The 26,936-nt window shown below is 59.3% G+C and carries 29 protein-coding genes and 1 other RNA gene; 14 read left to right on the top strand and 16 right to left on the bottom strand.

Annotated elements, in window-relative coordinates:
• Nucleotides 1–11: 11 nt before the first annotated feature.
• The 3 genes from Q1A51_RS13315 to Q1A51_RS13305 all read right to left on the bottom strand — a co-directional run bounded on the left by Q1A51_RS13315 (nt 12) and on the right by Q1A51_RS13305 (nt 3,011).
• Complete coding sequence (locus tag Q1A51_RS13315; protein WP_299599861.1) at nt 12–1,121, bottom strand: alkene reductase; 1,110 nt, start codon at nt 1,119–1,121, stop codon at nt 12–14.
• A 360-nt stretch (nt 1,122–1,481) separates the two neighbouring features.
• The gene (rpsU, locus tag Q1A51_RS13310) at nt 1,482–1,688 is read right to left on the bottom strand and encodes a 30S ribosomal protein S21 (RefSeq protein WP_005614280.1); all 207 of its coding nucleotides are present in this window, start codon (nt 1,686–1,688) and stop codon (nt 1,482–1,484) included.
• A 99-nt stretch (nt 1,689–1,787) separates the two neighbouring features.
• Nucleotides 1,788–3,011 carry a CAP domain-containing protein gene (locus Q1A51_RS13305; RefSeq protein WP_299671374.1) on the bottom strand — a complete coding sequence of 408 codons (1,224 nt, stop codon included), beginning with the start codon at nt 3,009–3,011 and terminating at the stop codon, nt 1,788–1,790.
• Nucleotides 3,012–3,289: 278 nt separating this feature from the next.
• Here Q1A51_RS13305 and Q1A51_RS13300 point away from each other — a divergent pair, with 278 nt between their 5' ends.
• Nucleotides 3,290–3,985, top strand: coding sequence for a COQ9 family protein (locus tag Q1A51_RS13300; protein WP_299599859.1), 696 nt, complete (start codon nt 3,290–3,292; stop codon nt 3,983–3,985).
• On the opposite strand, the gene Q1A51_RS13295 is transcribed toward Q1A51_RS13300, so the two are convergent.
• On the bottom strand, nt 3,947–4,315 hold the full coding sequence (locus Q1A51_RS13295; RefSeq protein ID WP_299599858.1) for a hypothetical protein: 369 nt from the start codon (nt 4,313–4,315) through the stop codon (nt 3,947–3,949). The genes Q1A51_RS13300 and Q1A51_RS13295 overlap by 39 nt on opposite strands.
• A 57-nt stretch (nt 4,316–4,372) precedes the next feature.
• Here Q1A51_RS13295 and Q1A51_RS13290 point away from each other — a divergent pair, with 57 nt between their 5' ends.
• The 3 genes from Q1A51_RS13290 (at nt 4,373) to Q1A51_RS13280 (ending at nt 7,118) form a co-directional block, all read left to right on the top strand.
• Nucleotides 4,373–5,362: an NAD(P)H-quinone oxidoreductase gene (locus tag Q1A51_RS13290; protein WP_299599857.1), complete on the top strand. Its 990-nt coding sequence runs from the start codon at nt 4,373–4,375 to the stop codon at nt 5,360–5,362.
• 350 nt (nt 5,363–5,712) lie between these two features.
• Complete coding sequence (locus Q1A51_RS13285; protein ID WP_299599856.1) at nt 5,713–6,261, top strand: helix-turn-helix domain-containing protein; 549 nt, start codon at nt 5,713–5,715, stop codon at nt 6,259–6,261.
• Nucleotides 6,258–7,118 (top strand): sterol desaturase family protein, encoded by an 861-nt coding sequence (locus Q1A51_RS13280; protein WP_299599855.1) that lies wholly within the window; start codon nt 6,258–6,260, stop codon nt 7,116–7,118. The genes Q1A51_RS13285 and Q1A51_RS13280 overlap by 4 nt, the downstream gene beginning before the upstream one ends.
• On the opposite strand, the gene Q1A51_RS13275 is transcribed toward Q1A51_RS13280, so the two are convergent.
• A complete protein-coding gene (locus Q1A51_RS13275; RefSeq protein WP_299599854.1) occupies nt 7,098–7,724 on the bottom strand; it encodes a ribonuclease T2 in 627 nt (208 codons plus the stop codon). The genes Q1A51_RS13280 and Q1A51_RS13275 overlap by 21 nt on opposite strands.
• 126 nt (nt 7,725–7,850) lie before the next feature.
• On the opposite strand from Q1A51_RS13275, the gene Q1A51_RS13270 reads away from it, so the two are divergent.
• On the top strand, nt 7,851–8,603 hold the full coding sequence (locus tag Q1A51_RS13270) for a DUF1013 domain-containing protein (RefSeq protein ID WP_299208583.1): 753 nt from the start codon (nt 7,851–7,853) through the stop codon (nt 8,601–8,603).
• 20 nt (nt 8,604–8,623) lie between these two features.
• On the opposite strand, the gene Q1A51_RS13265 is transcribed toward Q1A51_RS13270, so the two are convergent.
• Entirely contained in the window at nt 8,624–9,520 is an 897-nt protein-coding gene (locus Q1A51_RS13265) for a LysR substrate-binding domain-containing protein (RefSeq protein WP_299599853.1), read from the bottom strand.
• A 141-nt stretch (nt 9,521–9,661) separates the two neighbouring features.
• Between Q1A51_RS13265 and Q1A51_RS13260 the strand changes: the two genes are divergently transcribed.
• Both Q1A51_RS13260 and ltaE read left to right on the top strand, forming a co-directional pair.
• Nucleotides 9,662–10,345, top strand: a complete 684-nt coding sequence (locus tag Q1A51_RS13260) for an isochorismatase family protein (protein WP_299599852.1) — start codon at nt 9,662–9,664, stop codon at nt 10,343–10,345.
• A gap of 77 nt (nt 10,346–10,422) precedes the next feature.
• Nucleotides 10,423–11,463, top strand: a complete 1,041-nt coding sequence (gene ltaE / locus Q1A51_RS13255; RefSeq protein ID WP_299599851.1) for a low-specificity L-threonine aldolase — start codon at nt 10,423–10,425, stop codon at nt 11,461–11,463.
• Here ltaE and Q1A51_RS13250 read toward each other — a convergent pair.
• Together Q1A51_RS13250 and recR are read right to left on the bottom strand one after the other, a co-directional pair.
• Nucleotides 11,451–12,344: a DMT family transporter gene (locus Q1A51_RS13250; RefSeq protein WP_299599850.1), complete on the bottom strand. Its 894-nt coding sequence runs from the start codon at nt 12,342–12,344 to the stop codon at nt 11,451–11,453. The two genes, ltaE and Q1A51_RS13250, sit on opposite strands and share 13 nt — an antisense overlap.
• 282 nt (nt 12,345–12,626) lie before the next feature.
• Nucleotides 12,627–13,220 carry a recombination mediator RecR gene (gene recR, locus Q1A51_RS13245; RefSeq protein WP_299599849.1) on the bottom strand — a complete coding sequence of 198 codons (594 nt, stop codon included), beginning with the start codon at nt 13,218–13,220 and terminating at the stop codon, nt 12,627–12,629.
• A gap of 142 nt (nt 13,221–13,362) precedes the next feature.
• Here recR and Q1A51_RS13240 point away from each other — a divergent pair, with 142 nt between their 5' ends.
• Complete coding sequence (locus Q1A51_RS13240) at nt 13,363–13,944, top strand: hypothetical protein (protein ID WP_299599848.1); 582 nt, start codon at nt 13,363–13,365, stop codon at nt 13,942–13,944.
• Here Q1A51_RS13240 and Q1A51_RS13235 read toward each other — a convergent pair.
• The 5 genes from Q1A51_RS13235 to Q1A51_RS13215 form a co-directional block, all read right to left on the bottom strand.
• Nucleotides 13,941–14,285, bottom strand: coding sequence for a YbaB/EbfC family nucleoid-associated protein (locus Q1A51_RS13235; protein WP_189368109.1), 345 nt, complete (start codon nt 14,283–14,285; stop codon nt 13,941–13,943). The genes Q1A51_RS13240 and Q1A51_RS13235 overlap by 4 nt on opposite strands.
• Complete coding sequence (locus Q1A51_RS13230; protein WP_299599847.1) at nt 14,286–14,636, bottom strand: hypothetical protein; 351 nt, start codon at nt 14,634–14,636, stop codon at nt 14,286–14,288.
• 47 nt (nt 14,637–14,683) lie between these two features.
• A complete protein-coding gene (locus Q1A51_RS13225) occupies nt 14,684–15,100 on the bottom strand; it encodes a hypothetical protein (protein WP_299599846.1) in 417 nt (138 codons plus the stop codon).
• On the bottom strand, nt 15,100–16,887 hold the full coding sequence (locus Q1A51_RS13220) for a DNA polymerase III subunit gamma/tau (protein ID WP_299599845.1): 1,788 nt from the start codon (nt 16,885–16,887) through the stop codon (nt 15,100–15,102). Before Q1A51_RS13220 ends, Q1A51_RS13225 begins: the two co-directional genes overlap by 1 nt.
• Nucleotides 16,888–16,996: 109 nt before the next feature.
• A complete protein-coding gene (locus Q1A51_RS13215; protein WP_299208564.1) occupies nt 16,997–17,545 on the bottom strand; it encodes a TetR/AcrR family transcriptional regulator in 549 nt (182 codons plus the stop codon).
• 84 nt (nt 17,546–17,629) lie between these two features.
• Between Q1A51_RS13215 and Q1A51_RS13210 the strand changes: the two genes are divergently transcribed.
• Nucleotides 17,630–18,493, top strand: a complete 864-nt coding sequence (locus tag Q1A51_RS13210) for an alpha/beta fold hydrolase (RefSeq protein WP_299599844.1) — start codon at nt 17,630–17,632, stop codon at nt 18,491–18,493.
• A gap of 71 nt (nt 18,494–18,564) precedes the next feature.
• Here the strand turns inward: Q1A51_RS13210 and ffs are convergent.
• An RNA gene (gene ffs, locus Q1A51_RS13205) (signal recognition particle sRNA small type) lies at nt 18,565–18,662 on the bottom strand.
• 50 nt (nt 18,663–18,712) lie between these two features.
• Nucleotides 18,713–20,530: a 5'-nucleotidase C-terminal domain-containing protein gene (locus tag Q1A51_RS13200; RefSeq protein ID WP_299599843.1), complete on the bottom strand. Its 1,818-nt coding sequence runs from the start codon at nt 20,528–20,530 to the stop codon at nt 18,713–18,715.
• A gap of 149 nt (nt 20,531–20,679) precedes the next feature.
• Between Q1A51_RS13200 and nudC the strand changes: the two genes are divergently transcribed.
• Nucleotides 20,680–21,651 (top strand): NAD(+) diphosphatase, encoded by a 972-nt coding sequence (gene nudC / locus Q1A51_RS13195; RefSeq protein ID WP_299599842.1) that lies wholly within the window; start codon nt 20,680–20,682, stop codon nt 21,649–21,651.
• Between the two features lie 36 nt (nt 21,652–21,687).
• Nucleotides 21,688–22,155 carry an SRPBCC family protein gene (locus tag Q1A51_RS13190; RefSeq protein ID WP_299599841.1) on the top strand — a complete coding sequence of 156 codons (468 nt, stop codon included), beginning with the start codon at nt 21,688–21,690 and terminating at the stop codon, nt 22,153–22,155.
• Nucleotides 22,156–22,219: 64 nt separating this feature from the next.
• Here Q1A51_RS13190 and Q1A51_RS13185 read toward each other — a convergent pair whose 3' ends face one another.
• Nucleotides 22,220–23,050, bottom strand: a complete 831-nt coding sequence (locus tag Q1A51_RS13185) for a prephenate dehydratase (RefSeq protein WP_299208554.1) — start codon at nt 23,048–23,050, stop codon at nt 22,220–22,222.
• A gap of 138 nt (nt 23,051–23,188) precedes the next feature.
• On the opposite strand from Q1A51_RS13185, the gene Q1A51_RS13180 reads away from it, so the two are divergent.
• The 3 genes from Q1A51_RS13180 (at nt 23,189) to Q1A51_RS13170 (ending at nt 26,931) form a co-directional block, all read left to right on the top strand.
• Complete coding sequence (locus tag Q1A51_RS13180; protein WP_299208552.1) at nt 23,189–23,692, top strand: c-type cytochrome; 504 nt, start codon at nt 23,189–23,191, stop codon at nt 23,690–23,692.
• 190 nt (nt 23,693–23,882) lie between these two features.
• On the top strand, nt 23,883–25,835 hold the full coding sequence (locus Q1A51_RS13175) for an extracellular solute-binding protein (RefSeq protein WP_299599840.1): 1,953 nt from the start codon (nt 23,883–23,885) through the stop codon (nt 25,833–25,835).
• Nucleotides 25,836–25,839: 4 nt separating this feature from the next.
• The gene (locus tag Q1A51_RS13170; RefSeq protein ID WP_299599839.1) at nt 25,840–26,931 is read left to right on the top strand and encodes a microcin C ABC transporter permease YejB; all 1,092 of its coding nucleotides are present in this window, start codon (nt 25,840–25,842) and stop codon (nt 26,929–26,931) included.
• The last annotated feature ends 5 nt before the right edge of the window (nt 26,932–26,936 follow it).

Below are 26,936 nucleotides of genomic sequence, written 5' to 3'. Positions count from 1 at the left end.
CGAATCCCGTCTCAGGCCGCCGACATCAAGTCGCGATCGGCGAAGGGGTAATCATTGTATCCTGTCTTACCCCCGACATAGAACGTTGCCTTGTCGATGGCGTTCAGTGGAAGGTCTTCGCGATATCGCCGGACAAGATCGGGATTGGCAAGAAAGGGTGCACCGAATGCCACAAGATCAGCGTGGCCGGACTGGATCGCGGCAATGGCGTCTGCCTTGTTGTAACCGTTATTTGCAATGTACGTCCCGGGAAAGTGGCTCCGCAGCCTACGATAGTCGAGGTCTTTGGCGGAACCTTCAATATGGCCCGTGATCCCCATACTCGCTTCGGTGACATGAAGGTATGCCAAGCCATGGTCGGCGATTGCGGCAACAATTTTTTCGAAATGCTGCTGCGGCTCAGAATCGCTCATCCCATTAAACGTGTTTTCAGGGGACAGCTTCACACCGACACGGTCAGCCGGAAAGACGGTAGTGACCGCTTCGATCACTTCTTGGAGGAACCGCGTTCTGTTTTCGACGGATCCGCCATAGCCATCCGTGCGCTTGTTGGTCCCATCTCGCAGAAACTGGTCGATCAGATAGCCATTTGCACCATGCACTTCGACGCCATCAAGGCCCGCATCCTTCGCATTTTTTGCGGCAAGACGGAATTGATCGACAACATCGGGAATTTCTGACGTCTCAAGCGACCGGGGGGTCTCGAATTCCTGATAACCACTGGCAGTGAAGGCAAATCCATCAGGCTTCATGGCAGATGGGGCGACGGGCAATGCATTGTCCTCCTGATGAGAGGGGTGCGAAATGCGGCCACAATGCTGAAGCTGCGCAAACATGCGGCCGCGCTTTGAGCGGACGGAATTCATAATGCGCAACCAGCCCGACGTTTGCTGTGGGGTGAATATGCCAGGCGTATTCGGATAGCCCACTCCCTGCTGAGAGACTGGCGCAGATTCTGAAATGATCAGCCCTGCCGTGGCCCGATCCGCATAATGCTCGACCATCATTTGGCTTGGAACACCGCCGTCGATGGCGCGACTGCGGGACATCGGTGCCATTACCATCCGATTTGGAAGCTGCAAGCTTCCCAAGGAGGTCTTTGAAAAGAGGTCTTGTGTCATTCAGTTTGTCCGCCTGTGATATTAGGTCGATTGTCCTAGAATCATGAATAGGACGCTTGACCTATTCTGTCAATCGGATCCTCTTGGGTCGACAGGTTCGCGTGGTGTACGGAAGCAGGTTTTGGTGCTGACGCGTCATTTGGAAGAATGGGATCGGGCATTTGTCCGGCGGATGCAGAAGCGAAGGGCATCGTCGGCTGACAGTCTGTCCGCCGCACGCCCTCACCACTCGGACGCTGGAACGGCGTGATCCCTGAGTGCCGGTTCACCCGCCGCCTCATTGGCCATTGCCAAAAAACAAAAAAACCCCGCAGCCGGGCGGCTACGGGGTCCTTGAATTCGTCAGCTCACGCTGGTGGCTTAAAGCAGCCCTTCGCGTTGCGCTTTTTTCCGAGCCAACTTACGGGCCCGGCGGATCGCTTCAGCTTTCTCGCGCGCTTTTTTCTCAGACGGTTTCTCGAAATGTTGCTTCAGCTTCATTTCACGGAACACGCCTTCGCGCTGCAGCTTCTTTTTCAGGGCACGAAGCGCCTGATCGACATTGTTGTCGCGAACACTAACCTGCATGTGGTTGTCACCACCTTTCTAGATAAGAGTTGCAAGGATTTGCAGGAGATGTGCGCATAGCAAACCAGATCGACTTTGTCCATAGCGAGGCGTTGGCGATCAGAACAGGAAATCACTTGCCTGAAGATCGTCTATGTCCACACCCCGAAGGATCATGGTGTTGCCGTCCAGATCATCAATTACAGCGTTGCTGCCTGCCTGCCGAAGATGCCCATCGTTCACCAGGTCATTGTAGGATGTGATCGAAGCAACAGCGCGAAGATCGACCACTTCCGACTGGGCCGCAGTGTTGAAATCTGTGACCACATCACGGCCGGCGGAAAAGACGAACACGTCCTCACCGGCACCGCCGGTCACGACGTCATTCCCGGTGCCGCCATCCAGCCTGTCACGGTCTGCGTATCCCAGAATGCGGTCATTGCCCGCACCACCCAAGAGGAGATCGCGCCCGCCGCCGCCGCCCATGACATCGTTGCCCGAACCACCATTAAGAGTGTCATTGCCGCTCTCACCCGTCAGGGTGTCGTTGCCGCCAGTGCCAAAGAGCGCATCAGCGCCGACACCGCCCTTGAGACGGTCATCGCCTACACCGCCGTTCAGCCTGTCGTTGCCAGCGCCCCCGTTCAGGGTGTCATTGTCACCTCCGCCGTTCAAAACGTCGTTGTCCGCGCCGCCAAAAATGTTGTCCCGTCCGGCACCACCCTCAATCGTGTCACTGCCAGCCTGACCTGCAAGGAAGTCGTTTCCATTCTGACCGCGCAACATGTCGTTGCCTGCCCCGCCGTCCAGTCGGTCATTGCCTCCCGTGCCAACCAGCACATCATCATCGTCGACCGGGTCAACGGGCGGTGTCGGAGAGCCTCCGGTATCAAGGTTTACCGGAGCGGACGTGCGTGCGAAATTCTGCGTGACGTAAACGGCGTCATACCCAGGGCCGTCGCCTTCCTCGATTCCGATTCCAATCAGTTCAAAGTTGGGGTTCAGGATGTTGGCACGGTGGCCGGGGCTGTTCATCAACGACGTGTGCAGATCGACCACGTCATCCGAGATGCCAGGTGCACCCCGTTCGGATTGGAAGGCGATGTTTTCACCCCACGTCCAGTTGCCGGAGAACGCAAAACCTGCATCTCTCATCCGGTCGCCCGGATCGGATTGGTTGACGCCGGTATGGCTGAAATTCCCGGTGTCATCCATCCACTCGCTGTGATCTTCACTCGCGTCATTCAAGCGTAATTCGAGTGTCAGCGGATCAAGCCCGCGAGATGTGCGTTCCTCGTTGATGAGGTCGAGCATCTGGCGTTCAAAACTGCTTGCAACGGACATCATGTGTTCCTTTCCTGAGTGCGTAGCGGCTCCTGTCTCGTTAGGCAGCAAGGTGTGGGCAAGCGGAGGAGCTTGCGCTGAAAATTTCAGCAATTCGGCGCGGAAATGGCTGTGTTTTGCGGCGGCAATCCGCGTTTCATAACGCCAAAGGGCACTGTTGGCTGACTGTCGCTTCCGTATGGTGCGCTATGCAGCGGGAGGTTGCGCAAAGAGCCGTTGCCGGGATGCGACAGCACAGACACTTGTCTGCTTGCAAGGCCCGCTCTAGGTCTCTTCACATGACAGATTCATCGCAAGACCTGATTGACAGGCTTCTGGGCGCCGCCCTGATGCACGTCCCATTCGACGGTTGGTCCGAAACCACGTTCAAGGCGGCGGCAACGGATGCGAATGTCGATTTGACCATGGCCCGCGCCATATGCCCCCGCGGGGCAGTGGACCTTGCCCTTGCCTATCACGCGCAGGGCGATGAAGCGATGCTGGCCCGCCTCAAGTCAGAGCCATTGCCGGATCGCTTTCGCGACAAGATTGCCGCCGGCGTCAGGTTTCGGATCGAAGCGGTAACGGACAAGGAAGCGGTGCGTCGTGGCACCACCCTGTTTGCCCTGCCCGTCTATGCGGCGGACGGCGCCAAGGCCATTTGGGGCACGGCGGACAAGATCTGGGATGCGCTGGGGGACACGTCAGACGACGTGAACTGGTACACCAAGCGCGCGACGCTTTCAGGCGTCTACTCGTCCACGGTACTGTATTGGCTGGGCGACGACAGCATAGACAATCAAGCCACCTGGGCTTTTCTTGACCGGCGCATAGACGACGTGATGCAGATCGAAAAGGTCAAGGCGCACATGCGTGACAGCAAGGTGCTGTCGACCCTCTTTGCCGGGCCGAACTGGCTGTTGGACCAGATCAATGCGCCGTCGCATAGCTCGAATTCAGACTTGCCCGGAACCTGGTCCTCCCCCCGTAACTGACCACGCCAGGATCACGGCAACCTGCACGATCAGGACAAAAAGGTTTGTCAGGATGACGGGGCTTGCCACACCCACAACCACTGCGCTTGCCAGCTTGTAGGAAATCTGCACGCCAAAGAGCGCAAAGGTCATGGGCACGGCCCATGGATGGTTCACCACGTTCAAAACAATGAGTGCAGCACTCGTAACCGCGATGCCGAAATAGACACATGCAAGAATGCGCCGTGCATCCGTATCCGGTCCAAAAGCGCTGTCCATCGTGCCGTTCATCAACCCAGTGATCACCGGGATCAGGATCACCAGGTTCAGTCCGAGCGCGGCAACCAGCATGTGGGTTCCTTTCCTTGTCCATGCCGGGATACGGTGGGCAAAACGAAAGGGATCAGAATGGCTCAGGACATGCGCGCTGTCGAAATCACCAAACCCGGCGGACCGGATGTGCTGCAGCCCGTCACCCGTCCCCGTCCCACAGCGGATCACGGCCAGGTCGTAATTGAAGTGGCTTGGGCCGGTGTGAACCGACCGGACGCGCTCCAAAGGGCTGGCCTGTACAACCCGCCGCCGAATGCAAGCGACCTGCCGGGTCTTGAAGCGTCGGGCACAATTGTCGAGATCGGTCCGGGCGTAAGCGGCTGGGCTATCGGGGACAAGGTCTGTGCCCTGCTGCCCGGTGGCGGCTACGCCGAGTATGTTGCGACACCCGCCGCCCATTGTCTGCCGGTTCCGGACGGTATGGGGCTCAAGGAAGCCGCGTGCTTGCCCGAAACCTATTTCACGGTGTGGTCAAATGTCTTCATCCGCGGAGGCTTGACGGGCGGCGAACGCTTTCTGGTGCATGGGGGGTCATCCGGGATCGGTACAACCGCAATACAGTTGGCCAATCATTTTGGCGCACGTGTGTTTGCCACGGCCGGATCCGAAGAAAAATGCCAGGCATGCCGCGATTTGGGCGCCGAGGTGGCCATCAACTACCGCGAGGACGATTTCAAACAAGTGATGAAGGACGAGGGCGGCGCGCACCTAATCCTGTGCATGGTCGGCGGCCCTTACATTGCCAGGAACCTGTCGGCACTGGCGGATGACGGACGGCTGGTGCAGATCGCATTTCTTCAAGGCCCGAAGGCCGAGGTCAACTTTGCCCAGCTCATGACCCGCAGGCTGACCATGACCGGCAGCACATTGCGACCGCAAAGCGATCTGGCCAAGGCGCGCATCGCGCAGGATTTACGGGAAGCGGTGTGGCCACTGCTGTCGGCGGATCGGATCAGGCCGGTGATGGATTCCGAGTTCCCGCTGGACGATGCCACGGGTGCACACACGCGCATGGAAAGCTCGGGCCATATCGGGAAGATTGTTTTGGAAGTCGCAGGCGGCTAGGGTGTGATCCAAAGGCCGCCTGTCGGCGACACTATTGTCCATGGGGCTCTGCCCCCGTCCTTCGGACTCCCCCGTGGTATTTTCAGTCAGAAGAAACGAAGCGTTAAGGTTAACGTGCTCCTTTCTTGAGACGGTACAGGCTGTGGAGCCGATGACCGTGTCAGGAGAAGCAGCAGCTTCCCCCGTTCGCCCGCGGTGCTCACACTGGATGAGTGGCGCGGGCGATTTCGTTTCTTCTGACTGAAAATACCACCGCCGGAGGCTCCGACACGCGTCTGCTGCGCCCGAGGCTGAAAACGAATTGATCCGGTCTCCTTGAACATCAAACCGAATCGAGACATATGTGTCTCATGCGAGACAAAGATGTATCAAAAATAGATCGTATCCTCGAAGCGGCGTTCGAGGTTTTCAGCCAAAACCCAGGCGCATCGCTGGCCGATGTCGCCAAGCAGGCGAGTGTTGGACGCGCAACGCTGCACCGTCATTTCGCGGGGCGCGATGACCTGATGATCGCGCTGACGTTGACCGCGGCTAAGGAACTGGATGCCGCGGTTGAGGACGCAACAGCCAATTGCCAGACCTATACCGAAAGGTTGGAGGCCGGTTTGAATGCAATTCTTCCGCTGGCAGCCCGGCACATGTTCCTGTCAACCGACCCAGCCAGCCAAGATCCACGTGTGACCGAGGTCTATGCCACGCAAACACGCGATCTCGCCCATGACATCGACATGGCCAAGGCCGAAGGCACCTTCGATCCGCATGTCCCCACCGAATGGATCGTGCAGGCCTACGAAAACCTGATCTACGCTGGCTGGGCCACGGTCGTTGCCGGCGATGCAACTCCGAAACAGGCCGCTTCCCTGGCCTGGCGTACCCTGACAAAAGGAACTTGCCCATGACACCTGAAAGTCTGGACACACTCGGCACTCAGATCGATGAAGTGTTCTTTTTCATTGGCATCGCCATCCTGTTGATTGAACTGGCCGAGGTCTTGTTCAAAGGCAGCCACAAGGGGCGCACGATTGCTGAGATGTTGGTAAGTGCCAGCACCCAAATACCGTCGATCGCCGTGCAGGTCTTCATCCTGACGGGTGCCTATATCGTCTACTATATCTTGGCCGAAATCGCGCAGCCCTGGCAGATTCCGCTGACTTGGTGGGGCATCCTGCTGGCCGTGATTGCAGCCGACCTGACCTACTACTGGGAACACCGGATTGCACATGAGGTGCGTGTGCTCTGGACCCAGCACGCGGTCCACCATTCCTCGCGCGATTACAACATCATCACTGGCATCCGCTTCGGCCCGCTTGAGGGTGTCTGGAGCCTGATCGCTCACATCCCATTGGTCTTCCTTGGCTTTTCGCCCGAGATGATCTTTTTCGGCATCATCGTGGTGCTGGCCTACCAGACGTGGATTCATACGGAAGTGATCGGCAAGCTGGGATGGTTCGACAAGGTTATGAACAGCCCGGCCAACCACCGCGTCCACCACGGCTGCGACGATAAGTATATCGACAAGAACTATGGCGGCATCACCGTGATCTGGGATCAGCTTTTCGGCACCTACCAGGCCGAGGAAGAGACGCCGCGCTATGGCCTAAAACGCGACTTTGACAGCCGCAATCCCATCCGCGTCTGGTTCTCGGAGCTTCCCGGTCTTTGGCACGATGTCGTCAACGCCCGCAGCTGGGGAGAGGCGTGGCGCTACCTGATGCGCCCTCCGGGCTGGACGCCCTCAGCGGACAGGCGTGAATAACGCATCCTTCGCCCGACAGTCCCGCGCCACATCCTGACCGCACGGCACCGGATCAAGATCGCGGGACAGGCATATCCGGGCTTCCTGGATATGCCCATCGCGGCAGGTGATGGTCACGCCGTCGGCTTCCATGTTCGGATTGGATTGCAGGAACGCCTCTTCCACCACGGATGCGGGCAACTTGACCGTTTCATCAAGTTTGCGGAACACGGGCGGGCGCACCACGCGGCCATACGCCTCGCGCGACAGGGCATAGTAGGCGGGTGCCGACAGGCCGGAACACACCCCGTGTTTCTTCCACTGGTGCCACGCCAAGCCGGATGTGCCCATGATGTCCGCCATGTCCCGCGTCATCGCACGGCTGGGCGGACGCTCGGCTGTTTGGCAGTATTCCGGCCAGCCGCGATGGTATTGCGGCCACAGCCCATGCATAATCCACCCGTGATCATGCCGCGCATCGCATTGGTCGGATCCGCGCGCGTCCCCTTCGTAGGCGCACCAGTTCGGCGACCAACTGAGCGACAGGACGTAATAGTCAAACTCGCCTGATCGATCCTGCGCCCAGGCCCCCGCTGCCATAGCCAGCCAAATCAAAACAACACGCATCAGGCTTCCCTTTTCCGATCGATCCGACTATATCGCGTCCAAGTTCCCCTACAACGGAAACCCGCCTTGGACCCCAAGGCCGCCTCTTTCAGGCGACGGGAAAGATATGCATAGGAGCATGTGACAATGGCAAAACCGATCATGGCCAAGGCAACCGCCGTCTGGCTGGTGGACAACACGACGATCAGCTTCAAGCAGATCGCTGACTTTGTCGAAATGCACGAACTGGAAGTGCAGGGCATCGCCGATGGTGATGTGGCGGCGGGCGTCAAAGGCTTTGATCCCATTGCCAACAACCAGTTGACGCAAGAAGAAATCGACGCCGCAGAACAGAACCCGCTACACAAGCTGAAGCTCAAATTCAACGCCGCCGCCGTGGGCGAGGAAAAGCGCCGTGGCCCGCGTTATACGCCCCTGTCCAAACGGCAGGACCGCCCGGCTGCGATCTACTGGCTGGTCAAGTTCCACCCTGAACTGACCGACGGCCAGATCTCGAAACTCGTGGGCACGACCAAGCCGACGATCCAGTCGATTCGCGAGCGCACGCACTGGAACATCTCGAACATCCAGCCGGTCGATCCGGTGGCCCTTGGTCTGACCAAGCAGTCCGAACTGGATGCCGCCGTTCAGAAAGCCGCCTCCAAGAAAGCGGCAGAGGGCAGCGTAATGTCCGATGACGAACGCCGCAAACTGGTCAGCACCGAACAATCGCTCGGCATGGAAGCCGAACCCAAGATCCCGACGGCCATCGAAGGGCTGGAAACGTTCTCGCTTGCGGACGATGACGAGGACGACAAAGAAGACGAAAGCACGCTGGTCGATGCCGACAGCTTCTTCAACCTGCCCAAAGGCGACGGCGAAGAAGACGAACAGCCCTAATCTAGTGCTTCAATTGATGGTCAGGGCAGCAACTGCCCTGGCATGACGTCCGACATGTGATCGATGAACGCCCGCACCGCCGGGCGCATCAACCGGCGTGATGTGAACGCCAGATGCACAGGCGCACGGCGCGTGTGCCAGCCGGGCAGTACGCGGCGCAGCGCCCCATCTGCAACGGCTGGCGCGGCCACGATGTCCGGCAACACCACCACCAAATCCGAACGGACCGCCGTTTCCAGCAACAGCCACGGGTTCATTGCGATCATGCGCGGTTGAACGGACACCTCATGCACGTGCCCCTCGGGCGACGTGATGTGCAGGCTGGGGGTCGCGGACATACCAGGATGCATCAGCCCAACCGGACAAGTGGCCAGATCATCCAGGTTTGCGCATCCGGCAGCTTTCGGTCCGCAGAACAGGCTGGCAAAGACCGTGCCCAGCGGTTTCGCGATGATCTCATCATTTTCGGGCGGGCCAACCCGCACAACGGCATCGAACCGCTCTTCAATCAGATCGACATGCCGATCCGACAGATCTACCTCCAGCGCGCACTCGGGATAGGCTGCCAGAAACCCCGCCGCTGCCGGAGCCAACAGCGCCTGACCAAAGATCGTCGGTGTGCTGATGCTGACTGTCCCGCTGGGGACAGCGCGCAACCCATCTATGGTCAGCTCTGCCGTCTCGGCCGCCGCAACCATGCGCTGGGCCTCGTGGGCCGCGACCTCACCGGCCTCCGTGATACACACCTTGCGTGAGGTGCGCTCGAACAGGCGCAACCCGGCCCGCTCCTCCATCTTGGCGATCCGCCGGCTGACGGTTGTTGTCGGCACCTTCAACACACGGGCGGTGCCGGCAAAACTGCCGCACTGACGCAGCTCGACCAGAATACGCGCATCTACCAGATCGCTGATGATCATCCCATTTCCGCCATTGCTGCATTCCGAATTTGTTCAATTGTTTCAATGCGATCCCGGGCCATGTCATGGCGCGGCGGGGCCAGAGTGTTGGTGACACGGACCCGCCGGTCAATTCAAGACAGAACCCAGGAGAGACCCAAAATGGCACTACCCGCTTCCGACCTGACCCCCGACAACTGCGTGTTTCTGATGATCGACCACCAGGTCGGGCTCATGCAGTTCCTCCCATCGATCGACCCGCTCCAACTCAAGAACAACATCCTCGGCCACGCCCGCACGGCCAAGGCATTCGACATTCCCGTCATCATAGGCACAAGCTGGCCGGATGGCCCCAACGGGCCAACCATGCCGGAACTAAAAACCCTGTTCCCCGACGTGAACGTGATCGACCGCCCCTTCGTGAACTTCTGGAAAGACGACGCATCCCGCGCGGCGGTTGAGGCCACGGGGCGGCGCAAGCTGGTCATCTCCGGTCTCGCGACCGAGGTTTGCGCGGCGTTCCCGGCGATTTCGGCGCTGCGTGACGGCTATGAAACCTATGTCGTCCTGGACGCCTGCGCCGACTTCAATCCGATGATCCAGCAGGTGACAACTCAACGGCTGGCGGCAGCCGGGGTGATTGTCACCACATGGGTCGCGGTTCTGGCAGAGCTTGCCTCGAACACCGAAGTCAACGGCCAGCATATCGGGCGCTTGCTGGGCGACCATATGGGCCAATACTACGCCGCGATGAACAACTTCCTCGGAACCGCAGCACATGCGGATGCCGTGCGCGAAGGGGTCGGGCTGACGGGAAATCCACCAATCCCGGCCATCCTCGACTGACCGGTCCGGCCTTGCGTTCCCGGCGGGTGCGCCTACGATTGGCGTGCCCGTTCACGTTTTCCGCAAAGGCGCATCCCATGAACCAATATGCTCAGGTCGAGGGCGACAGCCCCGCAAACATCATCTGTGATCTACGCAGTGACACCGTCACGCGGCCCGATGCCGCAATGCGCAAGGCGATGGCCGACGCGGATGTTGGCGATGATGTTTTTGGCGACGACCCGACCGTCAACCTGCTTGAAGCGACCCTAGCCGAGCGTCTGGGCAAAGAGGCGGGGCTGTTCCTGACCTCAGGTACACAAAGCAACTTCGTGGGCATGCTGGCCCATTGCGCACGGGGCGAAGAGATCATCACCGGTCGACCCTACCACATCTACAAATACGAGGCGAAAGGTGCCTCCGTCCTCGGAGGTATCGGGTTCGAAGCGCTCGACGTGGCTGAGGACGGCGCACTCAACCCCGCCGACATCGCCGCCGCGGTGAAAGAGGATGACCCCCATATGCCAATCACCCGGCTTCTGGGGCTTGAAAACACCCATAATGGCATGGCGATCCCGCTCACCCGACTGGGCGAGGCGGTGCAGGCAGGCCGCGACGCGGGGTTGGCCGTACATCTGGATGGTGCGCGCTATTTCAATGCCGTGGCCGCGCTCAATTGCCCCGAAACCGCGCTGGCCGACATGTTCGACAGCGTCTCGATCTGTCTGTCCAAGGGGCTGGGCGCCCCCGTCGGCTCAGTCCTCGTCGGCCCTCGGGACCTGATCGACCGCGCCCGCCGCTATCGCAAGATGCTGGGTGGTGGCACACGGCAGGCCGGCATCCTTGCCGCCGCTGGCCTTCATGCGCTGGACCACAACACGACCCGCCTGACCGAAGACCATTCCCGCGCCACATCACTCGCCGACGCCCTGCGTCCGTACGGAAACGTACAGCAAGCCACCAACATGATCTTTTTCACGCCGCCCGGCGGGGTCACTGCGGACTTGCCGCACCACATGGCCGCTCACGGCGTTCAATTGACCGGGGCCACCGGCACAACACGGCTCGTGCTGCACAAGGATGTCACCGATGACGGGTTGCAAGCCGCGATCACCGGGTTCCGCAGCTATTTCGATTGATCCCGAACAGCCCGTGACCCGGCAAAGGTCACAACCAGTGCTGCAAAGGTGATGGCAAACACACCCAGCAAGCCGGTGACACCGGGAAAGACCGAAAACAGGATCAGGTCAAAGCCCAAGGCCCAGATCAATCCGGTGAAATCGAACGGGGCCAGCGCACTGACCGGCGCGCGGGCCACCGCTTCGTTTGCCACGATGTGACCGACACCGCCGATTACGCCTGCCAGCACCAGCCAACCCAGCACCGCCGCGTTCAGCGCCACCCAGCCAAGGGGCAGGGTGGCCAGACCGATGACCGCCGACACCACGGCAAAGTAAAACGCAATGGTCGACGAGCTTTCGGTCAGCGTCATCGTCTTCGTATGCACCCGGACAAAGGCCATGGTCACGGCGTAGGCCAGCCCGGCGGCAACGCCGATCAACGCTCCATCACCCGGTTGCTCGAATGCATCCCACAACAGCAACAGGACCCCGCCAAAGCCTAGGGCGATGGCAATGAAAATGGCGTTCGAAAGCCGTTCCTTCAGCATCAGGGCGGCCAGCGGCAGAACCAACACGGGCGCGAGGTAGGCCAGCGCCTGCGCATTCGCGACCGGCAGATAGGCCAGCGATAGAAAGGACATCGCCATGGAAAATGCCCCGAACACGCTGCGCGTGACATGCAGGCCCGGACGGTCCGTGCGCAAGCCATGGGGAAAGTCACCCAGCCACATCATGTACAGGCAGATCGGCACCAGCGCGACGGCTGATCGCCAGAACATGATTTGCCCGATGGGCACGGTTTCAGCTGCACCATGCACGGCCGCTGACATCGCGGTCATCAGAAAGGCAGCCAGCAGGCGCAGGCCCACGCCCTGCAGAAAGTCTTTGCGCGATGTCATATGTGCTGTGTGTCAGAACGGGGTGGGGCGGGCAATCGGTTCCCGCGGCACTGCACAAAACTTAATCAAGAGTTATCAAGCCCTTGGAAACGTTAAGATGCCACGATCCTGAACGGGGTGTTAACGCTGTGCCATGTCGCAAAATGTGCAGTTTGCGTGGCAAAATGTGCGGTTTTTGAAAAAGGGCGGAATTTGCTTGGGATATCGCGTCTGGAAATACGCAGTTTCCGGTCCAAAATGCGCAGTTCGCCAAAATCGGTCCACCGAACGGTGGCTTAAGACCTACAGCGCTTTCCGCGCATTCAGCGCTGCCGTGATCGTCCCGTCGTCCAGATAATCCAGCTCGCCCCCAATCGGCACCCCTTGAGCCAGCGACGTCAGCTTGACCTGACCTTCAAGCTGATCGGCGATGTAATGGGCGGTCGTCTGACCGTCGATCGTGGCGTTCAGGGCCAGAATGACCTCGGTGATATTCTCGGTCTGCACCCGGTCGATTAGCCGTGGAATCCGCAGCTCGTCGGGGCCAATAGCATCCAGCGCAGACAGCGTTCCGCCCAGCACATGATAGCGTCCCTTGAACACACCCGCCCGCTCCATCGCCCACAGATCGGACACATCCTCGACCACGCAAAGTTCTGAATTTGCACGTTTTTCTGACACGCATATATCGCAGATGTCGCTTGTGCCGACGTTCCCGCAATTCAGGCATTCTCGCGCCGTGGCAGCGACGGTCTGCATCAGGTCAGCCAAGGGGGTCAGCAACAGCGCCTGCTTGCGGATCAGGTGCAGAACAGCCCGCCGGGCAGAGCGGGGGCCAAGACCGGGCAGCTTCGCCATCATCTCGATCAGGTTGTCTATGTCACGGGTGCTGCTCATTTCCTTGATCCTATTGCGCTTTTGGCAGAACAAAAAGGGTCTATTGCGGTTCACCAGTTCGAAATGAAATGAAGTTAGCCTGTGCTAAATCAGCAATGAAAACAGGCAAATGCAACGCTCTCTTTCCCGATCAACGCTTGCAGTGACTGCACTTCTGCTGTGGCACAGTACGGCACTGGCGTGCGCCTATCCGGTCCCCTTGCGGGTTGCCAATGGGACACTGCTGTCTGTCCTTGACGGCGGCGGAAACGTGTCTGTGCACCAACGGGACCGTTTGGCGCGGGCCATGGCGCAGATGTCACCAGAGGTAGTGAAGCGAACCCTGTCACAGGACGCACGGCGTCGAGATGCCCGCGCGGCACATGCCGTAATCGACACCGCACTTGCCTTGGCAAGCGGTCGGGGGGTGACCGTAGATGAAGGTTTGCGTGACCATGTTGTGCGCCTTGATCAGGCGGTTGACGCGTCGTGCTCAGGCAGTGATAGCGCAGTCAGCGGCAGCGAGGACGCAGACGGCGCGGAACATGGTGTGACGCGGCCAACAGATCGGGGCGAACGCTCCCTCACATTTCGCGAGGGGGTCAAACGGCTAAACCTGACATTCACCATTTACATGGTGTTTTTGGCGTTCTTGTTCGGACTGCGTAGACATTTGCGCCAGCGCTCGACCGAGGCAATCTCAGCATCAGAACCGCTGCAAGCGCATGATGCCAAAGCGTCCTAGAACGGCAATTTCATCCCCGGTGGCAGGCCCAGACCTTCGGTCAGTTTGCCCATCTCTTCCTGCGCGCGCTCTTGCGCCTTGGCCTGCGCGTCCTTGATGGCGGCAAGGATCAGATCCTCGACCACTTCCTTGTCATCACCGTTGAAGATCGATGGATCGATGTCGAGCGCGGTCAATTCGCCCTTGGCGGTCGCCGTCGCCTTGACCAGACCTGCGCCACTTTCGCCAGTGACCATGACGTTGTGCAACTCGTCCTGCATCTCGGCCATCTTGGTCTGCATTTCCTGGGCTTTCTTCATCATCCCGGCCATATCGCCAAGCCCGCCAAGTCCCTTGAACATCTAACTCTCCGATCCATCTGTGCCGCTTTTCCGCGGCTTCGTATATAAAACAATCCCGACACATATCGCAGCGACGGCCGCGATGAACAAGGTAGGTGGACCAATGCAGCCCTCAACCATCGCTAGTCCCCGGACACCCGTTGGGTCCGCCATGGTGACGACGGTGATGAACACTGTCCACAGGATCACCGCAGCCAACCCAACCCACTGGTGGCGAAATCGCAGCGCAATGAGCGACAGCAACAACAAGGCAACGCCGGCTGGCGACAGAAAAAGGCTGATCGCTTCGCCCACCACGCCCACGTGCGCGCCGTCCCAACCGGGGCGCGCCTTGTCACAGACTTCAGCCATGGCTGCTTGGGGCAAAATACTGAGGTGCAAAAGGAAGTATGCCGATTTCATTTTGCCATCCTCAAAACAGTGCGACCCATGCGGAACAAGCCAAACAAAGCAACTGCTGCGAGCACGGCCCACCACAGTTCTTGATTACCTATGCAGCCCTCACGTTTCGCCTGCCATCGCGTGTCATCCAGAAAAAGCGGATCGACGAACAACACGGCATATGCAGCGATCGTGAGCACGCCGAGAAGCATAAGCTTCAGTTTTTTCTGCAAAACGAGAGCAATCGAAAGACCGACCAGAATTGCCGTGAATGGGTTTGAAAGCTGACCAAAGACCTCTTCGAACATATTGACATGGGTTCCATCCCAATAGGGGCGCACCTTGTCGCAGACATTTGCCCACACGATGTTCGGAAAAATAGTTGCAGTGATTCCAAGCCCGCAACCCTGTCCCCGCGGGGACAGGAGGTGCATCAGTCCTCTTCGAAGGGGTCCCATTCATCGTCCACTTCTGGCAGCGCTTCGATGTGGGCCTCTTGCGCAATCTCTTCGGGTGTGCGGATTGCGGTGATCCTGGCCTTGGGAAACTGCTCCATGACCGCCTGCACCAGCGGGTGTGCTTCAGCTTTGGACTTCAGCTCCAGATCGGCGGCATCGCGCACCTCGGCAATTGTCTTGCCACCGCCGTCACTGACAATCGACACGCCCCAACGGTTGCCGGTCCACAGCTGCAGTCGGGCACCTAGACGCTGCGCCAGATCCCGCGGCGCGTCCTCGGTTGGCTGAAATTCGATCCGCCCGGGCTGATAGGCCGCCAAACGAAGCGTCGTTTCGACTTCGACCAGCAATTTCACATCCCGGTTCGACCGGATCAGTTCAATCACATGTTCAAAGGTAGGATAGCGGGCCAGCGCTTCGGCCGGGTCCTGCGCCAGAGCGGTTGCCTGCCCGTGGGCCGATGGGTTCGTCGCCATCCGTGTCTGGGCCTGCTGCACTGCCTGCGCGCCCGATGGCGTTCCTGCGCCTGTGGCGCCACCATTCCCAACGGGCGCGGCAGGCGGTCGGCTGTCCTGCAGCTTTTTCACCAGATCACCCGGGCTGGGCAGGTCCGCCACATGGGTCAGCCGGATAATCGCCATCTCGGCAGCCATCATCGCGTTGGGCGCACTTGCCACTTCGTCCAACGCCTTGAGCAGCATCTGCCAAAGGCGCGTCAGCACACGCATCGGCAGCGTTTCCGCCATCTGCAGGCCCCGGCTGCGTTCGTCCGGCGAAATGGTCGGGTCGTCGGCAGCCTCAGGCGTGATCTTCACGACCGAGGTCCAGTGTGTGATCTCGGCCAGATCACGCAGCACCGCCATGGGGTCGGCGCCGTCGGCGTATTGTGCACCCAGCTCGGTCAACGCCCCGGCGGCATCACCCTTGAGGATCATGTCGAACAGGTCCAGCACGCGGCCCCGGTCAGCAAGGCCAAGCATGGCGCGCACCTGATCGGCTGTCGTTTCACCGGCACCATGGGAAATCGCTTGATCGAGAAGCGAGGTTGCATCTCGTGCCGACCCTTCCGCGGCGCGTGTGATCAAGGCCAGCGCATCATCTGCAATCTCTGCCCCTTCGGCGCCAGCGATCTTGCGCAACAGCGCAATCATTACTTCTGGTTCGATCCGGCGCAGGTCAAACCGCTGGCATCGGGACAGGACGGTGACCGGGACCTTGCGGATCTCGGTGGTGGCAAAGATGAATTTCACATGGGCGGGCGGCTCTTCCAGCGTCTTCAGCAGCGCGTTGAACGCGCTGTTGGACAGCATGTGCACCTCGTCGATGATGTAAATCTTGTAGCGGGCCGACGCGGCCCGGTAGTGAACAGAATCAATGATCTCGCGAATGTCATTCACGGATGTGTTCGAGGCGGCGTCCATCTCAAGCACGTCGACATGACGCCCTTCCATGATCGCCACGCAATGTTCGCACTGCCCACAGGGTTCTGTTGTCGGTCCACCCTCGCCGTCGGGGCCGATACAGTTCATCCCCTTGGCAATGATCCGTGCCGTGGTCGTCTTGCCCGTCCCGCGAATCCCAGTCATCACAAAGGCTTGCGCGATCCTGTCCGCCTCAAACGCGTTTTTTAGCGTGCGCACCATGGCATCTTGACCGACAAGGTCGGCAAAGGTTTCGGGCCGGTATTTACGGGCCAGCACCTGATATTTCTGGGTCTCTTCTGACATGGGCCTTCGCGCGGATTCGGAGTGACCTGTGGACACTACGGGGCAGGGCGGGCGGCGTCCACCATTGCTGTCAGATCAGGCGCGGGATCGCTGCGCTTGCCTATCGATTCAAGTGGCTTGGAAAATGCCGGTGCCATTTGCGTTGTTACAGCCGATCCGTCATCTTCCGGATAACGTCGGAACTGCGCCGTGCTCGTGCCAGTGCCCAACCACCTTGTATCAGCATGAACAGATGTTCCGATTTGGCCTGCGCCTCCTCTGGACTCAGGCCCAGCCGCGCGGCGTGGTCCTGAACCTCGGCGATCCAGCCTTCGTAGATGTGGCTGGCATGGTCTCGGAAATCTTCGTTGTCTGGGCCTTCGAACAGAGTGGCCGCGATGGGGCAGGTGTCCCAGCCCGTAATGTCGAACAGTTTGGCCAGCTTGAAACACAGGGTCTTTGCGCCGTCATTGAAGCTTTCGGCGCCGTCAAAGCTCGCCGCGATGAGGCGCAGCATTTCGTCCGACGCCGACGTGGCCGCAGCCATGGCAAGGTCGGATTTTCCATTGGGGAAATGGTGATACAGGGACCCCTTGGGCGCCTTGGCATCGGCCAGCAAATCGGCCAGCCCTACGCCGTGGTAGCCACGTGTGCGGAACAATGTGGCGGCTGACAGGATCAGGCGATCCTTGGTTGGAAGTGGTCGGTCGTTCATTCTTTGATCTTGACAGCATTAGACCGATTGGTCCAGCGTTGCAATTAGACCAAATGGTCTAGCGCTGCCACAAGGAGATGCTCCATGTTCGATACGGCTCCAACTCAACGTGCGGTGACCGAACGGTCGCTGGCTTTCAAGACGCAGGACGGCGCAGAATTGGTCGGGCGGATGTATCGACCAAAGCAACGTCCCTTCGCCGCGGTGGTGCTAAACAGTGCTACGGGTGTGCCGCAGACTTTCTACACCCATTTCGCGCGCTGGTTGGCTGCGGAACGGGGGATGGCTGTGCTGACCTATGACCACCGCGGCCTTGGGCGCTCCTATGCGGGGCCGATGCGCCGGGTGCAGGCTGACATGACGGACTGGGGTATCCGCGATCAGGTCGCTGCCCGCCGTGCCATGCGCCGCGAAGTCCCGGAGACCCAGCTGTGGGTCATTGGGCATTCCCTTGGGGCGATGTTGTTGCCGAACCAGCCGGAAATGGACGATGTCGCACGCGTCATCGGTGTGGCATCTGGTATGGTGCATCACAACGATCACCCGTGGCCCTACCGCGCGCTGGCGCTGAATTTTTGGTTTGCCATGGGCCCGTTGGCAACGCTGATCTGTGGCTACATGCCCGGCAAATCACTCCGCTTTGGCGAAGACTTGCCATCAGGTGTGTTCTGGCAATGGCGCAAATGGTGCACATCGCGCTCGTTCTACGATGCGGATATTGGTCCACGCTTGCCGGCCCCGAATTGGCAAAGCAGTGCGAGAGTGCGGTTGCACGCATTCACTGACGACGATCTGATCCCACCGCCACAGGTGGCAAGGCTGGCAAAGGTCTATGGGACTGAACCGGTCGTCATCGATCCACGGGACCAGGGGGTCAAAAGCGTCGGACATCTCGGCGCATTCTCGCGCCGGAACAAAGCGATCTGGCCAGTGCTGCTTGAGGATTAGTCCGCTATTGGAGACCGCCCTCCCGCGCCTTTCAGATGCGCTGCCGGGCCGACGCGCACCACGCTGCGCTTTGGTGAGAGATTGACAACGACCCAAGCGGGGCTCGTTACGGCTGCTTCCTTCCGGATCTGACCGGGTTGGCGAGGCGCCTGCCCGCGCCAACCTCTCAAGAGGTCATATAAAGCGGGCACCCATCCGGCGCAAGAGGTGCACAATTAGTCATATCGAGACTTGGACCTGAAGAAACCCGCTTTCGTCCAAACCCAAGGGCCGCGGATCAAAGTCCGAGATATAGGACAGATAGTCCTCTGCCACCGGTGATGTCTGGATGATGCGGCGAACGCCTTGGTTGGGCGTGAATCTCCAAGGGTCCGAGCCAGGTACAATGGCCGACTGTATGTCCCCGGCCATTGCAGCCCGCAGTGCTTGCCGCACTTCCACATTCGTCTGCACAATCTCTGTCTGCGGACCGATGCCAGGGTAATTACCTCCACCGGCACCACGATAACTCGTCATGGCGACCACGAAGCGATCTTGCCGGTGCACCGATTGGCCTCCATACGCCAATTGTCTCACGCGAGATGCGTCTGGCAGCACGCGATGACCATTGGTTTCGAACGTTGCGGGTGCGCGCAAATCCACCTCCACCTCCGTTCCATGCAACACATCAAAGTTGAAAGCCGGAGAGTCAGGGTTCACCAAAGCAGCTCCCTCGCCATCGACCGGATTGAAAAAGGCGAGGCTGCGCTCAATCCAGTCCTGCAGGGCTGCGCCGGTTAGGACAGCAGCCCAAACCGTATTGGGATAAGGGCACAACATGGCCACGTGACGTTCGCACAATTGGCCTGATGGAATGTTGACATAGTTGTCCGGGCCTGCCCTGCCACCCAGTGCGGCCGGTGCAACACTTGCCAGAACGGGCAAGTTGGCGAGGTCCGTGCCAGCGACAGCTTTGGCAATCGTGCCTGATAACGCTCGCGCGACCAGCGCTTCTGTCGGGGACGGGCGCAGCATCGAAAACCAGGTGTGCAAGTGTTCGGGTGTCGTCCCGATTGGCTTGTCCAGATGCATCCGCGCGGCTTCAACCAAAGGGCTGGTGATATTCACCAATGTCTGATCCTGGGGATCATCGATGCGGACACCAGAACGCCGCACGGCATGCCCGTCGACCTGCCATCGGTTCCGCCCATGCACCAGCGTCAGATCAATCACGCCCAGTTCTGTACCTGCGTGTCCCGGCATCACCCCTGGCACACCAAACACTGTGCCGTTGATGGCATCCACCCCGTCGAGCCCTGAGTGGTCTGGTCCAGGAAATCGCAGATGGGTGTGTCCCAGGATCATTGCATCGACGCCTGGCACATCTGCAGCGATCGCCGCCCCAAAATTCTCGCCAGTCGAATCGACGCCGTCGTTCAGTCCGCTGTGGCACAAGAAGACAACAACGTCCGCACCTGCGTCGCGCAAGGCTGAGACTGCTTTGCCAGCGGCTTCGACGCCGCCTTCGAATTGCACTGCATCGTCCAGACAACGCCGGTTCCACACGGCGGTTTGCGGCGGCAGGACCGATGTTAGCCCGACACGCAGCAGGCGACCCTCACCGTCTGAACAGAGGACATTGCGTTCAACGATGGCGAAGGGGGCAGCACATGTGACAGCATTGGTTGTCTCATTGGCGCACAGCACAGGACAATGGGCCTGACCCATCACTTGGTTCAGGAACGGCAGCCCAAAATCAAGATCATGGTTGCCGAGGCCGACAGCGTCATAGTTCAGAGCGTTTAGAATGGCTGGCCATGGATGGTTTTCTGGCGCATCCACGCAAATATCGCCCAGTGGAGTACCCTGCAGTGCGTCCCCGTTATCGACTAGAATAAAACCGCCGGCAGCCGTCCTGCGCGCGTCTTGGATCAGGTTCGCCAATCGATCCATACCCTTGGTTTGCGTGTGGGTGTTGCGCAGTGCATCCCATCCGGTGAGGTGCATATGGACGTCGGATGTGGCGGCGATGCGTAAACAAGTGGTCGGCAGGGTCATATTGCAACTTGCACCCTACGGTTGAGTTCAAGGCAAGCAAAAAAAACATTTGGTTCGGAAACATCCGCGTTGGACCATACGCCGTCCCATTGCGTCACCGTCTGGCGCATGCCAAGCAAGGCGCAAATGAAAAAAATGCGAGGGCAGGCATGAAACATGCTGAGACCGTGACATTCGGGGGGTCCCACCTGGACCGGGCGGCAGAGATGCGGGGCGATGCCGAGGCTATCGCCGGGGCGCTGGTTGACCCGACGGCGCGCGCGGTTCTGATTTGGCGTGGCAAACCGTTGATCCAACGTACCCGACCGGCATCTGTGGTGCGCCTTGCGATGGATCACCCCGCTTGTGAAGTCGCAGACATGAAAACTGCCGTGTTTCTTGGGAGCGAAGATAGTGCGCCGCGCTTTGCCTTGGACGTGTCCAGCTGGGCACCAGATGATCTGGACTTGTCGACGTTGGGCGGGTTTCTGGACCCGACAGAGCAACACCACCCTGCCTGTGCCGAAGACGAGGTTTTTGCTGAATTGCGGCGCACCATGACATGGCTGTCACCGCGCGACGCCGAACTCGCGGCGACAGCCAAAGCCGTCTTTGGGTGGCACGATACCCACGGCTTCTGCGCCAAGTGTGGCGCGGCGTCGGAGATGACCCAAGCGGGCTGGCAACGCACCTGTCTCTCTTGCGGCGCACATCATTTCCCGCGCACGGATCCAGTGGTTATCATGCTGATCACCCATGGGAACTCGGTCCTGATGGGCCGGTCGCCCGGATGGCCGGAGGGTATGTATTCGTTGCTGGCCGGGTTCGTAGAACCGGGCGAAACCCTCGAAGCGGCAGTGCGACGTGAAGTATTTGAAGAAGCGGGCATTCGTGTGGGGCCTGTTGAATATCTTTCGAGCCAGCCATGGCCGTTTCCGGCTTCTCTGATGTTCGGCTGTCAAGGCGAAGCGTTGAGCCGTGACATCACGATCGATCCGAACGAGATCGAAGACGCCATATGGGTCACGCGCGAAGAGATGCTCGCGATCTTCGCAGGCGAGCACAAAACCGTCCTTCCCGCACGCAAAGGGGCAATTGCACACTTTTTACTTGAGAACTGGCTTGCGGACACCCTTGATTGAGGGGAGACTGAATCCGGGAAATAACAGGCATATGAAATGAAGCTCTCGGCCCGAGAAGACGTGGCTGCGCATATCGACAAGGTGTTCGCAGCCCTCAACGATTTTGACGGTTTCGAACGTCAGGCGATGCGCCGCGGTGCCGAGGTGCAGCGCGTGGACCCTCTGACACAGGCCGGTGTCGGCATGCGCTGGAAAGTGTATTTCAAGATGCGTGGTCGTCGGCGTGAAATGGACCTTGAGCTTACGCGTTACGACGCGCCGAATGAGATGGTGTTCGATATCACATCTGCAGGGATCAGCGGCACCTTTTCAGTCGAATTGCTGGCCCTGTCACGCAGCCGGACGCGCATGGCGCTGGCACTGGACATTGTGCCCCTGACGCTGTCCACGCGGCTGTTCATACAGTCGTTGAAACTGGCCAAGACGTCACTGACGAAGCGCTTCAAGCTGCGGGTTGCAGACTACGCCAAAGGGCTCGAAGAGCGTCTGGAACGCAGCGCTTGATATTGTCGCTGTGCGGCTCTGTTTGACCCTTACGGGTCAAAGGCGCCCGCCCACCGACCCGTGATCAATCCCGACCGGGCGCTGCTGGGTACACCCCAAGGATGTCGAGCCGGTTGGTGAAGTAGTCCAGCTCCTCAAGTGCCCGTGCCAGCTCAGGATCGTCGGGGTGTCCCTCGACATCGGCGTAAAACTGCGTGGCCGTAAATGCGCCACCGACCATGTAGCTTTCCAGCTTGGTCATGTTCACGCCATTTGTCGCAAATCCACCCATGGCCTTGTAGAGCGCAGCCGGAATGTTCCGCACTTCAAAGACAAACGTGGTGATCATGGTGTCGGCGCGGCGCGCCGTGTCCTTTTTGGGCGCCATCAGCAAGAAGCGCGTGGTGTTGTGCCCTTGATCCTCGATATCGCGGGCAAGGACATTCAGACCGTGAATATCCGCAGCCACCGAAGACGCCAGTGCGCCGACGCCCCTCTCGCTTTCCCTTGCGATGGCGGCCGCAGCACCTGCACTGTCTGGCGCTGCCTCGGCCGCAATACCATGCGTATCAAGGTAAGCGCGCGCCTGTGGGATCAAAACGGGATGTGCGCGAACAAGCGAGATATCGTCCAGCGTCTGACCCGGAAGGGCCATCAGCGCGATCCGCACCCGAACAAACGCCTCATCCACGATATGCAGGCCGCTTTGTGGAAGCAGGCGATGGATATCGGCCACGCGCCCATAGGTGGTGTTTTCCACCGGAAGCATGGCCATGTCAGCGGCGCCATCACGCACGGCGGCAATAACATCTTCGAAGGCATGGCAGGGGACCGGAGTGGCATCTGGCCGGGCTTTCAGAACGGCTTCATGGCCGTAGGCGCCCAGATCACCCTGGAACGCAATCCGTGTCGACATCGTTTGTCCTTTGCTGCCGGGCCGCTGCACTTCGGTCGGGCAGGGCGATTGGTCGCGCTTTCTATACCTTGCCAGTGACAAGGGGAAGCCGTAGATACCCGCCGGAACAATATCAAAAGCCACGGAATCGGAAGCCAAATGTTCGACACCATGACCTTTACCAAGATTGCGGCCAGCCTGTGTGGTGCGTTGCTGGTGCTTTTGCTCGGCAAATGGGCCGCGGAAGAGCTGTACCATGTCGATGGTCACGGCGAACAAGCGTATGTCATCGACACCGGCGCTGACGAGGGTGCAGAAGAGGTGGTCGAGGTGGCCTTTGCAGACGTTTACGCAGCCGCGGATGCAGGGGCAGGTGCACGCGTTTTCCGTCAGTGCAGCGCGTGTCACAAGCTTGAAGCCGGTGCAAACGGTGCGGGTCCTTACCTGCATGGTATTGTCGGACGCGCGGTTGAGGCCGCGGATGGGTTTGGTTACTCGGGTGCGTTGAACGCAGTGGTTGACACCTGGACACCTGAGCACTTGAACGGGTTCTTGGAAAACCCGCGCAGCTATGCGCCCGGCACGTCCATGGGCTACAACGGCCTGCGCGACATCGAAGATCGCGCCAACCTGATTGCCTATCTCGAAACCATCAAAGACTGATTGTTTCAAAATCTAACCAAGTCAAAGCCGCATGCACCTCGCTTGCGGCTTTTTTCTTGCCAATTGTTTCAACGTTCTCACGTGCCGGGCATCGTGATCACGGAATCTCAAGTTGCATATTGGCATGTTGGGCATTTAGCTTACCTCCAACGACAAGACGGCCCTGAATGCCACGAACAGGAGAGTACCAATGCAACCCAACCGCAGACATGCCCAGGCACGGGCCCGTGTAAGTAAGACGCGGGACAAACACATCCTGTGGGGCGGTCTGACGATCCTTGGCTTGTTGGTATCGCTGGCTCTGTCCGGCACGGCGCGGGCGGAAGGGGATGAGAACATCATCTCGTCGCACGGGTACTCCTTCTATGGCGATCTGACATATCCAGCGGACTACCCGCATTTCGACTATGTGAATCCGGATGCGCCGAAGGGCGGTGAATTGGCGATCGCCTTTGTCGGGACGTTGGATTCCATGAATCCCTATGCGCGTCAGGGCCGCGCACATGCTTTCTCAATCTTCATGTATGAAAGCCTGCTGGGCGAGGCACCGGGCGGCGGTGCGGCCCCGGCAGACACCTACGGTGAATACTACTGCCTGCTCTGCGAACGGCTGGAGTATCCAGAAGACAAATCCTGGGTCAAATTCTACATGCGGCCCGAGGCACGCTTTTCGGATGGCACACCGGTCACGGCACACGACATCGCCTTTAGCCACAACTTGCTGCTGGATCAGGGGTTCAAGTCCTACGCAGATGCGGTGCGCAAGCTGATCCCCAAGGTCGAGGTGATTGATGATCACACGATCAAATTCTACTTCACCGACGGCGTTTCGCGCCGGACGCTGATCGAACAAGTGGGGGGCGTGCCCGCGTGGTCCAAGAAGTGGTACGAGGAAACAGGCGCCAAGCTGAACGAAACCCGTCTCGACATTTCGCCGGGTTCTGGCGCCTACATGGTCGACAACGTCGATATCTCGCGCCGTATCGTATTGAAGCGCAATCCGGATTATTGGGGCGACGGCCTGCCGTTCAATGTGGGGCGGAACAATTTTGACAGCCTCCGGGTTGAAATGTTCGGCGACAGCGCTGCTTCGTTCGAAGCCTTCAAGGCAGGCGAATACACCTTCCGCGCCGAAGGCGACAGCCGTATCTGGGCCACGCAATACGACTTCCCCAAGGTGCAATCAGGTGCCGTAGTGCAAAAGGAACTTAGAGACGGCGCGCCGCCCACGCCCACCGGTATCATCTTCAACCTCGCCTCGGATCCGTTGAAAGACCGCCGCGTCAGAGAGGCAGTGGCGTTTGGCTACAATTTTGAATGGACCAACGAAAGCCTGCAATATGGCCTGTTCAAACAGCGCGCCTCCTTCAGCCAAGGCACGCCCGTCATGGCCACCGATGCGCCAACGGGTATCGAGTTGGAGATTTTGCAGTCTCTGGGCGACATCGTACCAGAGGAGATGCTGACAGAACCCGCGCGTACGCCACATACATCCAATCCCGAAACCCTGCGCGACCGCCGCAACCTGCGCAAGGCCATGCGCTTGCTTGATGATGCAGGGTGGGAGGTCGGCAGCGATGGGTTACGTCGCAATGCAGATGGTGAAAAATTGACGCTGAATTTCCTGTTCAACAGCTCCGCATCGCCAACGCTGACCGGTGTTATGGAGAATTTTGTGTCGAATGTGTCCGATATGGGCATCGACATCACGTTGGAACGTGTGGACCCATCGCAATTCACCTCGCGTGAACGCGACCGCGATTATGACCTTATCTATGACAGCTATTCGGCCTTTATCGGTACGGGTACGGGACTTGAGCAACGGTTCGGGTCCGAGGACGCGGCGTTTTCCCTGTTCAACCCCGCCGGACTCGCCAGCCCATTGATCGACAAATTGATCGCAGTGTCTCTGCGGGCAGAAACGCAAGAAGAAGAAACCGCGTCAATGATGGCGCTCGACCGGGCATTGCGCCATGAATTCTTCATGGTGCCCGTCTGGTACAACCCGAACCACTGGGTCGCCTATTACGATATGTACGAACATCCGCCGGTCATCCCGCCTTACAACCTTGGCTACCTCGATTTCTGGTGGGTGAACGAAGACAAGGCCGCTGATCTCAAAGCGTCCGGCGCGCTGAGGTAAGGCAATGGGCCCCTATATCCTGCGCAGGCTGCTCTTGGTCATCCCGACCTTGCTGGGCATCCTGTTGGTCAACTTCACCCTGACACAATTCGTGCCCGGTGGTCCCGTGGAACAAGCCATTGCGCGGGCCCAGGGTGGGGGCGACGTCTTTGGTGGGTTTGCCGGGGGCAACAATGATGCTGGGGCCGATGAACTGAATACAGCATCCGACAGCACCTATGTCGGCGCGCGGGGCCTGCCGCCTGAATTCATCGCCGAACTTGAGAGGGAATTCGGCTTTGACAAGCCGCCTATCCAGCGCTTCCTGAACATGATCTGGAACTATGCCCGCTTTGATTTTGGGGACAGTTACTTCCGATCTATCAGCGTCGTGGACCTGATCATCGAAAAGCTACCGGTGTCGATCACGCTGGGGCTGTGGTCCACGCTCATAGCATATCTCGTGTCGATACCGCTCGGCATTCGCAAGGCGGTTAAGGATGGGACCCCCTTCGACACCTGGACATCGGGCGCCATCATCGCGGCCTATGCGATCCCCGGTTTTCTGTTCGCCATCCTGTTGCTCGTGCTGTTCGCGGGCGGAAGTTACTTCCAAATCTTCCCGCTGCGCGGTCTCACCTCGGATAATTTCGATGACCTTAGCGCGTTGGGCAAAGTGGCAGACTACTTCTGGCACATCACCCTTCCGGTTCTGGCAGGAACGATTGGCGCTTTTGCCACGCTGACACTGCTGACCAAGAACAGCTTTCTAGACGAGATCAAGAAGCTCTACGTGATGACCGCCCGCGCCAAGGGCCTGTCTGAGCGCCGCGTGCTCTATGGCCACGTTTTCCGCAACGCCATGCTTATCGTGATCGCTGGTTTCCCGGCGGTGTTCATCGGCGTCTTCTTTGGCGGCTCACTGATCATCGAAACCATCTTCTCGCTCGATGGCCTTGGGCGGCTCGGGTTCGAGGCGGCGGTCGCGCGCGACTATCCGATCGTTTTCGGCACGCTTTACATCTTTGGCCTCATGGGGCTGCTTGTGGGTATCATCTCGGACCTGATGTACGTGCTGGTCGATCCGCGCATCGACTTTGAGCGGAGGGAGGGCTGATGGCG

Source organism: uncultured Tateyamaria sp. (assembly GCF_947496075.1).
In the GTDB taxonomy this organism is placed as follows: Bacteria; Pseudomonadota; Alphaproteobacteria; order Rhodobacterales; family Rhodobacteraceae; genus Tateyamaria.
This window is presented reverse-complemented; position numbering and strand designations above follow the sequence as displayed.